This is a genomic window from Bacillus sp. AF62, from assembly GCF_050312695.1.
GTDB classification, from domain to species: Bacteria; Bacillota; Bacilli; order Bacillales; family Bacillaceae_G; genus Bacillus_A; species Bacillus_A cereus.
Genome location: NZ_JBNPJZ010000151.1, coordinates 1 through 8,872, shown reverse-complemented (window position 1 = coordinate 8,872; position 8,872 = coordinate 1). Strand labels below are relative to the sequence as shown.

Genomic DNA, 8,872 nt, shown 5'->3' with positions numbered 1-8,872 from the left:
ACTTGATATATGAGGTTGCAGGAAGAAAATAGAGTGCGAAAAACAAGCCATTCGGTTCCTGCGTAAAATATCAACCGGACCAAGAGAGCGTTCAAGTGTTGGACATCTAGGGGTGGAACACCCCGAAGTAACGCTCAAGGAGACGAGAGGTTGCTTTCGTCGTGGAACTGAGAAGCTCCCACTTCAAGCTTTGCTAAGTGGCGAGTAGTTCACCTGTCCTGTCCTCATAGTCAATAATAAGCCCCTTAAAAAAATATAATTTCACGTACCTTACTATAAATAAAAATTACAACCCAAAAATAGGAACGATTCCCTAGACACTCCAAGATCACACAGTCAACCACTTATAAAGTAAACAACCGCTCAAGCCAACTGAAACATCCTGACAAACCTCCCCCCAAAAGAACAACCCCAGCCCAAAAACAAGCAGTAAAAACCATAACAAACACCCCGGCCTATTTTGTGAACACATAGTCCAATTAATAAAACAGCTTTAAGCAGACAACCAGTGCGCACTTTTTTATACAAGTTGTTGTTTTAATTTTCGCACGTATGACTCCGAGATACCTAGAATTCTTGCTACTTGACGCTGAGATGCCTTTGGATGTATCTCCATAACTTCTTTTAGCTGAGTTAATTGGTCTACTCTTTTCTCCTGTTCTTGCGCTAAATATTTATCTCGTGTCACAGACCCACGTTGTTCACGTTTTTTTACTGTATCACGCCTTTGTTTCTCCCCCTTACTAATCAACGTTGTCAAATGCTCAATCTCATCCTGCGTCAAATTTAAATTCAGCTTGTCCATTACAGTTGTATTCTTCATTGGTTTAATCAAATTTCTTGGTAGTCCCTTCATTTCGAAATCATTTTTAGCATATGCATCGAAGAATGTGATTGCATCTTTATATGCATCTTTCGCAGTACGTTCTACTTCTCTTGTTTTCTGCGGGTCTGTAAATCTATCATTCAACTGCAAAGTCATTTCCAGAGTTGCACCTTGATGCTTTACAATCAGAGCCGTTGTGAACGCATATATGTAGGTCATATCGTGCCTATGATCTATTTCACCTTTCCGCATCTCCACAATCTTTTCTAAATCCACTTTACGTGCTGTATTTAGGCTGTAGAGGGTCATGACACCTTTGGGTGCTGGTAACGTCTGTATAATACCCTTACGCTTCGTAGGACGCTTTTTCTCCATCGGTGGTACATATTCATAGAGTTCCATCAGCTGATACTCTTTTTTCGTCCAAATATCTACTTCGATTTGCTTGCCTGTCTTACTGTGGACGGAATGTGGTAAACGGAATACACGTGATAAATCTGAACACGCCCCATCTGCGCCTAGATGCATTAAAGACTTAATTAGGTTATTCGTTATGTATTGAGTCATGTACCCCATAATAGGTGCAGCACCGCCAGAAATGCTGTAAAGTAATTGCATTCCTCGACCGTGTAACATTAAATTCGGACATGGTATCGTACCTTTTGCAATTAATCTAGTAAGCTCTTCCATTACATGCTCTTTCGTCAGCCCAAGTTTATAAAAATCTAAATCTACTCCTATATTACGTATTTGCCTCAAATCAGACGTTTTACGACTCCCGTGATTAAAAGCATTCAGAGAGACATAAATGTCCTTAAGAGACAATCTGGAGCTTCTGAGAAAGTGTTCTAAGTCATTTAACCCATACCAAATTTGTTTATACTCTTCTTTACTTAAATCTAATGTCACCACATAACCCGTTTTTTTCAGTTCGGAGAGATAACATTCATGCCATTCTTCTATATACGTTTCGATTTGCGATAGTTGTATCGCTTCCGACATACAAAAAAGCCTCCTTTTGAGAATAAAAGGAAGCTACACAAGATACATTTATACTTTACCTGCCGGTTTAAATTTGTTATTATAAAGACACAATTTAATTCACAACAGGGTCTGGACACCTTGTGTAACTTTCTAGGGAGCTTTATTCTCAAACTTTGGCGAGGGAGAGAATAAGGCTCTTGTACATTTATTCTGACTATTTTCTACAAATATTGTAACGTAAGGTTCCTAGTTTTGTAAATACGAGGATGAGCATTGCGCTTATGCTTGTGTTTTGTTTTTGAGAAGGAATTGAGTCTTATTGAGAGAATAGATATTATACAGTAAATATTAACATCAATCATAGTACTAACAAAAGTACTGATTTTAACGTCAATACTAATACTTATTTCAATATCATTACTATGACTAAAGTTTATATTAAAGTTAATGTTGAGAGGAGTTTTTAATGGTGCCTGTTATTTGTGTAAATAACAATAAAGGTGGTAGTTTGAAGACAACGACTACTGTAAATTTAGCTGGTGTGTTAGCAGAGAAAAAGAAAAAGGTTTTAATTATTGATTGTGACAATCAGGGGAATATTGCACTTAGCTTTGGCCAGAATCCAGACAAATATAATTTGACAATATATGATGTCCTTGTTGGCGATTGTGCGACAGAGGAAGCTATTGTAAAAGTTCATAAATATATTGATATTATTCCATCTAACGATAATCTTGTGGGGTTTGAATTTGAAGTAATTAGAAATAGAGATAAATATATTAATCCTTTTTTACTCATGAAAGTGGCCTGTGTAGATTTACAAAAAAAATATGATTATATCATAATAGATACACCACCTTCGCTAGGTTTAATGGTTGGCAATGTATTTGCTTTTGCAGATGGAATTTTAATCCCATTTAACCCTGAGCAATTTTCGATGCGCTCCCTAGTTAAAGTAACACAAACTATTCAAGAGTTTAAAGAACAATATAACAATGATTTGGAAATCTTGGGCGTATTAGGGACATTGGTGGATTCACGAACCTCCCTTCACTCAGATGTTTTGCAATCCACTCGGAAATACTGCTTGGAAAATAATATAAGAGTATTTGAAACGGTAATCCCAAGAACCGTTCGCCATGCATCATCTATCGCTTATGAAAATGTTCCTGCAACCTTGTCGAAGAAGTTTAAAGATGCTGGGCAATGTTATTTTGAATTGTGGAAGGAGCTTGAGGAAATTGGCACAAAAGAAACGACTTGTTGATTTTGGTGATGTTGCAAATACTAGTACTGGGGTTGAAACTAAAATTAGTACTAGTAATAGTACTAAAGGTGATAATGATACTAGTATAAGTAATAATGATAGTATTAAACTCCATACTAACATGAATAACAATATTAGTGTCTCTCAAATATTAGAAAACATCACATCTAGAACGAGTAAACCCAAGAAAATCCAAAGGAGCATTTACCTTAGTGAGGACATTTCGAAAAAGTTTGATCGTTATGGTAAAAAGTTTGGTAAAGGAGCAAAGAGTGATTTAATTGAAGATTTTTTACGTGAAGCATTAAAAGATTTTTAAGTCTCATACAAATTGAAAGGACAACCTATGCCAAAACTCACTGAATATGAGCTAGCCTATATTTGTTATTATTCGAAACGAGTAGAATTAACTGCGCTTGCTGCTGGATTTGAGCCTAAATTAAAAGAAATTATGCCTTTGTTAGACGACTTACGGAGAAAGGGAATCTTTGATTTTTATAAAAATACTTATCAAGAACTATTAGAAGAATGAGGCTTTGATTTTTTTGATGAATATCCAAATTTATTAGATTGTAAAGAAGAACAAATTGAGGGTTTTATAAAAAAATTATGAGTAGGCATAGGTATATTTACTCCACTACACACATAGATTAACAGTACACCAAGAATTTACTATAAAAAATCCATCTTTCAACTCCGGAAGATGGATTTTTTATTATCCTTAAAACAACCTTTATATATAAAAGCAATCCAGGCCACCAACATAGTTTTTTGCATGTATGGTCGTTCAACAGGAAGCGCTATATACCTATACTTGATAAACTTCGCAATACCACCCTTTATAATCTTTGAAATACCATGTAATAGCACCTAATTTATTACGATCTTCCACAGGTTCGCATTGTAGATAGAAAATGCCGTCCCCTTCATAAAGTAGACTCCCTTTTACTTTAAACTCAGCAAGTTTATCCATAATCTCTTGGGCTAAATTAGCACCTAACCCACCTGATTTCATTGTCCATTTCATCGTATTTCCTCCTGTCAATAATGATGTGCTTGATTGAATAGACTGCCCCACAATAACTTCGGCTACGGCTTTAGCAGCTTTATCAAAGTTCGCGCGATACTTCTGCATATCTACTTCATTATCAATAAAACAAATTTCCGGAAGTAATCCCGTCTTCGTTTTGTTAATCCAACCTAATTCTGTTGAAAATTTAATTCCTCTATCTCTTAATCCAAATGCACCGGCCATAGCCCCTGAAATCTTTGCAGCTAATTCTCTATCCCCGTATGAAGGATGTAGCCAAACTTCACAACCTGTACCACCTGGAGAAGCATTTAAATGAAACTGTAAATCTACATTGCTATTCGTCACACGTAAGTGATTATGAGCTGCATTATTCCAAACATCATATTGTGTCGTCCCTACTTCATCGGAACAATTCACATATTTCCAACCTGCTGCTTGTACATATATAGCAACAGCGTCTAAGAAACGTCTATCCTCCACATGCTCGATTCCATATTGACTATTTGCTCCTGGTACAATTTTGTTATGACCACCTGATCCTGCAAAACAACCCATTATTCAACATCCCCTTTCCGATTCCCTTCATGATCTGACCAAATCCCAAGCGTAATCCCTACCGTAAGCAAGTAAGGCGCCAATTCATCTAAGAATGTTTTTGCCTCTGGCACACCAAACTTCGTACATAAAAAACCGAGCAATGAAAAAACCGCAACCCATGTTTTCCAGTTGCGGAATCGTTTTTGGATATGTTCTTTTGTCAAGTCTAATTATTCTCCTTTTCGATTGTATCTAAGCGTTTATGCGCTTGTTTCGTACTCTCCTCTACTCTTGTCACGCGTTCTCCTAGTGCTACCATTTGTTTTTCACTTGCCTTTAAATCAATCCGTATATCGTCTACACCTTTTCGGATATAACCAAGTTCTGTTTTAACCTCTGCACTTTGTTGTCCATCTGCTTTGATGGATTTAGACTTATTCAGTGCATAGCCAAAATAGCTGATGGCAAGTGAAAATACTGCAATAAGTATGCCTAGTTCAATTACCATACATTTTATCTCCTTCTAAAAAGAAACAAAGATACTCTTTACCTTTTTACATTTATATATAAACGTTTTAAGTTATAATTTTATAATCAAGCCTAAAATTGCCATTATGATTGCACTCATGACAATTCGTAAAATCCATGTTGTGTTCGAACAAACTTTTTCTAATTGGTTATTAATTATCGAAATATCCTTCTCATTAATTGTTGTACGTTTTTCTAAATTTTGGATATCACTTGCCATTTCTTTTTGTTCAGTTCTTAATCTATTGATTTTTGCATGTAGATCTGGCATACAATCACGCCCCTAAAAAGTCTACTATAGTAATCCCTATATATTATGAGACAAGTTTCCTCAATGTGCATACATTACAAATACCTCTAAGTAAATTACATCTTTACGCAAAAATGAAAGATTACCACTCTATTTTAATCACTCCTTTCCAAAGAAAAGAGGGATACCTTTGTCCCTCTTTTCTACATACAGATTATGTGACGCACTTAAATCCCGCCTTTGAATAGTACTCCCAAAACTCCTGTAACAATCGTACCAATGACGATACGTAAAATCCATGTTGTATTGAGATGGATTTTTCCCAGTTGTTCGTTAATTGTAGAAATGTCTTTTTCATTTATAGTTATACGTGTATCTAGATTCCGATTATCTCGCCTAATCTCTTTTTGTTCTTCTTTTAAACTATCAACTTTTGCATGTAAATCTTCCATATACTTTCACGTCCTTTTTTGAAAATTTAACGAATTTACCGAAAGAATTCTCCTACCTCAAGCGTGTGAAGGGCGCTAGCCCAACGGTAGGTGGGAGATGAATTTCGGTTTGGCATAGCCAAACACTTTTGATAAACTAGCTATATGAAGCTCTTTGATAACTTGATATATGAGGTTGCAGGAAGAAAATAGAGTGCGAAAACCAAGCCATTCGGTTCCTGCGTAAAATATCAACCGTACCAAGAGAGCGTCCAAGTGTTGGGCATCTAGGGGTGGAACACCCCGAAGTAACGCTCAAGGAGACGAAAGGTTGCTTTCGTCGTGGAACTGAGAAGCTCCCACTTCAAGCTTTGCTAAGTGGCGAGTAGTTCACAAACATATGTTGGTGTCGAAAATATAAGTGGGACTTATATAAAACAAGCTATATATACTATGAGACAATCTCTTTGTGAGTGAATACATAGACAAAATAACTGCTGGGAGCGATAATATTCCAATCAGTACACCAATTTCAATACTCGTGTTTTTCAACTCCTCATCTATAAAAAAGAGAGACAGTGTTGTCTCTTTTTTAAAATTTTATACAATTAAAAAACCTGCTTTTGCACGCTTGATTTGTAATAACTAAATTAAAAAGCTCATTGCAATATGAACAGTACCTCCGTTTGGAACACCGTTCACGAAAATCCCACCATCAGGTTTGATTGTAACTTCACAAGCTGCGGGTGTATATCCATATGCCAGCGCTGGAAAAGCAATGTGCTGTACGGGTCTAAATCCAACTGGTAGTGTAGCGAATACTGCCTCATTTTGAGGATTTCGAACGGAACCAATTACACTAATCTGTTCCCCACTTCTTTTGTACTTCAAAATTCTATCAGAAACATTCTCTACCCCAGTTGTAGGAAGTGTAATCCATCCCGTATCAGTTGCTTGTTTCATTGTTCCATCCGTTCGAAATTCTACCTTTTTGGACCAATCCCAAGTATCCCCTTGTTCTTTTGTAGACGGGGCGAAAATCACTTCTCCTTGCGCCCCCTTATGAATAACCGTCTTGTAAGAGCGACTTCCTAATACAATGGCATGATCGCTCTTATATTCCAGCAATCCCGTTATGGTATCGCCCGCTTTCTTCACAATCTCCATCGCATCTATTTGTTTGCTAACGCTATCTACACGCGTTTGAATCCGTTCCGTTACCCCTTTACATTTCGCATCTGTTTCCTCCACCTTCTTTTGAATATAAGGCGTAAGCGCTGCAATCTTCTGATTCGCTTCATCGATTTCTTTTCGGTGCCCTTTCACCATTTCTAGCGCCTGATCAAACTCTGCGATGTAGTTTTCAATATGAATATTACCTTCCTTGACATCCCTTCTTAGTACAATACGTATATCAGGTGTACTCATTCTTATATTTTGTTTTTCAATGACAAAATAAGCCCTCCACTCCGATGCAGAAGAAACAGCTTGTTCGGATAGTGTGTAAGAGAATATCCCTTTCTTCGCATCTACTATGACTACGTCATCTCGAATAAACCCTCCCATCCCATTCGTCGCTTCATACTTTACTGTACATCCTGTTATATCTATATCCTGTCCTTTGTTTTTTGCTGATACCGTGAGCTTTAACCCATTCTTATCATTTTGTCTGGAACGAATTATTTTTGTAAACACAGGATCTGCTACATCTATCATCATTTCCTCATTTCGCATGCACACCACTCTCCTTCCCTTCGCGTTTTCCCCGTCTCAGCGGTCTTTTCTGCCGCTTTTGCTTATTCCGATGCTTTCTATTTCCTTTTCGTGGTATCGGTTCTACTTCTTCCAGTCTCGCATCCGTTTTTGTCACGTATTCTTGAAACGCTTTTGTTACTTGTGATAGCATACTGTACAGTCCCACACCCGTTTCTTCCGATTCTTTCGAGATAACCAAACCATAATGAGTTGGGATGGCCTCTGTTGTAATTGTCGGCTCTCCGTTTTTTCTATTCAACCGTCTTTCATAGAGGGCTGGGATATCTGTTTTCAGATTGTACTGTTTAATCTCCCAGTCCATTACCTTGTTCAGTATGCTACCTGCAATTGGTCTAATGTTTGTTTTAAACGTTGCTTTCGAAGCTACTTTGAAATCTGAAGCAATGACACCCTGATAATACGTCCCCAGCGCTGTCTTAATTTGAAGATAGCCATTTTCCCAACTCGAATTTCGTATCATCGCATTTGGGAGCATCATGTCTGTATCTCCTCCGGATGAAGTCCCAATACTTGCAATCCAATTATCATTTCGGTAAAAGCGGAACTGATCTTTGACTTTAAACCTCATTTCACTTTGAGCATCTAAGACAATCATTTTATCAGCATCGAGCATTGCATTCCCCGTTTGTGAAAAGTATAAAGAAGCTGCATTCAAATATCCATTGCCATCGAGTCCTTTTGTGATTCCAATTCCACCAGACTTAACACTTGTATCCGAGAATTGGTATACCATAATAGCTCCATTTGCCCCTGTGGAATCTGAATCCCCACCTAAAATAAAAGTGGGCTGTATTTCATTTCTACTATTTTTATAATATCCAATAAAGGCTCGTACTTTCGAAGACTCATACAGACGAATGAATTGTTTAGAGATATTTACAAAGTTAGCTGAATGAGATGTCTTTAAAGTCGATCCTGTTATTTCCCCGCCTTGCACTAGATTTCCACTGAGCGTTCCCGCCGTAATAAAATCCGCAACAATTCTCCCGTCACTTGTAATGGCAGTTCCATATGGCCCATTCACCCCTGTGGAAGAATACCCTAATCCATTCAAGTTCCATTGCCAAACCTTTTTCGCACTCTTTTCATCTTTTGTATCCATCATTAAAATCCGATCCGGATACATACGGACATGTCCTCCAAACCCTGAATTTATAAGGCTTGTAGCATTTGCTTTTGCTGCATCCAAAATAGAACTTGGCATATTTGATACTTCTTCTTGTACCAGGTCCACCTTACG

The 8,872-nt window shown here is 37.4% G+C and carries 10 protein-coding genes and 1 pseudogene; 3 read left to right on the top strand and 8 right to left on the bottom strand.

What is annotated here, in order from left to right; all coding sequences use genetic code 11:
• Positions 1-520: 520 nt before the first annotated feature.
• Positions 521-1,828 carry a replication protein gene (locus ACQRBL_RS30700; protein ID WP_097984082.1) on the bottom strand — a complete coding sequence of 436 codons (1,308 nt, stop codon included), beginning with the start codon at positions 1,826-1,828 and terminating at the stop codon, positions 521-523.
• A 448-nt stretch (positions 1,829-2,276) separates the two neighbouring features.
• Between ACQRBL_RS30700 and ACQRBL_RS30695 the strand changes: the two genes are divergently transcribed.
• From ACQRBL_RS30695 to ACQRBL_RS30685, 3 genes are read left to right on the top strand one after another with little or no spacing between them, the layout of a single operon-like run.
• Positions 2,277-3,077, top strand: a complete 801-nt coding sequence (locus ACQRBL_RS30695) for a ParA family protein (RefSeq protein ID WP_000249389.1) — start codon at positions 2,277-2,279, stop codon at positions 3,075-3,077.
• Positions 3,052-3,396, top strand: a complete 345-nt coding sequence (locus ACQRBL_RS30690) for a hypothetical protein (RefSeq protein WP_097984080.1) — start codon at positions 3,052-3,054, stop codon at positions 3,394-3,396. The genes ACQRBL_RS30695 and ACQRBL_RS30690 overlap by 26 nt, the downstream gene beginning before the upstream one ends.
• 27 nt (positions 3,397-3,423) lie before the next feature.
• Complete coding sequence (locus ACQRBL_RS30685) at positions 3,424-3,609, top strand: hypothetical protein (protein ID WP_023524122.1); 186 nt, start codon at positions 3,424-3,426, stop codon at positions 3,607-3,609.
• A 276-nt stretch (positions 3,610-3,885) separates the two neighbouring features.
• Here the strand turns inward: ACQRBL_RS30685 and ACQRBL_RS30680 are convergent, their stop codons facing one another.
• The 7 genes and pseudogenes from ACQRBL_RS30680 to ACQRBL_RS30650 all read right to left on the bottom strand — a co-directional run.
• Positions 3,886-4,665 carry an N-acetylmuramoyl-L-alanine amidase gene (locus tag ACQRBL_RS30680; protein WP_000501724.1) on the bottom strand — a complete coding sequence of 260 codons (780 nt, stop codon included), beginning with the start codon at positions 4,663-4,665 and terminating at the stop codon, positions 3,886-3,888.
• Positions 4,665-4,871 (bottom strand): hypothetical protein, encoded by a 207-nt coding sequence (locus tag ACQRBL_RS30675; protein WP_000159479.1) that lies wholly within the window; start codon positions 4,869-4,871, stop codon positions 4,665-4,667. Before ACQRBL_RS30675 ends, ACQRBL_RS30680 begins: the two co-directional genes overlap by 1 nt.
• A gap of 2 nt (positions 4,872-4,873) precedes the next feature.
• Complete coding sequence (locus tag ACQRBL_RS30670; protein ID WP_023523034.1) at positions 4,874-5,155, bottom strand: hypothetical protein; 282 nt, start codon at positions 5,153-5,155, stop codon at positions 4,874-4,876.
• A gap of 72 nt (positions 5,156-5,227) precedes the next feature.
• Complete coding sequence (locus tag ACQRBL_RS30665) at positions 5,228-5,446, bottom strand: hemolysin XhlA family protein (RefSeq protein ID WP_001113017.1); 219 nt, start codon at positions 5,444-5,446, stop codon at positions 5,228-5,230.
• A 206-nt stretch (positions 5,447-5,652) separates the two neighbouring features.
• Positions 5,653-5,877, bottom strand: coding sequence for a hypothetical protein (locus ACQRBL_RS30660; protein WP_000389748.1), 225 nt, complete (start codon positions 5,875-5,877; stop codon positions 5,653-5,655).
• Positions 5,878-6,501: 624 nt separating this feature from the next.
• Entirely contained in the window at positions 6,502-7,590 is a 1,089-nt protein-coding gene (locus tag ACQRBL_RS30655) for a BppU family phage baseplate upper protein (RefSeq protein WP_411996677.1), read from the bottom strand.
• Positions 7,580-8,872, bottom strand: a pseudogene (locus ACQRBL_RS30650) (phage tail spike protein); the annotation flags it as partial. The pseudogene ACQRBL_RS30650 and the gene ACQRBL_RS30655, both read right to left, overlap by 11 nt.

Coding starts and splice junctions, on each gene's coding strand:
- ACQRBL_RS30700 (WP_097984082.1), bottom strand. CDS start 1,828: ATGTCGGAAGCGATACAACTATCGCAAATCGAAACGTATATAGAAGAA.
- ACQRBL_RS30695 (WP_000249389.1), top strand. CDS start 2,277: ATGGTGCCTGTTATTTGTGTAAATAACAATAAAGGTGGTAGTTTGAAG.
- ACQRBL_RS30685 (WP_023524122.1), top strand. CDS start 3,424: ATGCCAAAACTCACTGAATATGAGCTAGCCTATATTTGTTATTATTCG.
- ACQRBL_RS30680 (WP_000501724.1), bottom strand. CDS start 4,665: ATGGGTTGTTTTGCAGGATCAGGTGGTCATAACAAAATTGTACCAGGA.
- ACQRBL_RS30670 (WP_023523034.1), bottom strand. CDS start 5,155: ATGGTAATTGAACTAGGCATACTTATTGCAGTATTTTCACTTGCCATC.
- ACQRBL_RS30665 (WP_001113017.1), bottom strand. CDS start 5,446: ATGCCAGATCTACATGCAAAAATCAATAGATTAAGAACTGAACAAAAA.
- ACQRBL_RS30660 (WP_000389748.1), bottom strand. CDS start 5,877: ATGGAAGATTTACATGCAAAAGTTGATAGTTTAAAAGAAGAACAAAAA.
- ACQRBL_RS30655 (WP_411996677.1), bottom strand. CDS start 7,590: ATGCGAAATGAGGAAATGATGATAGATGTAGCAGATCCTGTGTTTACA.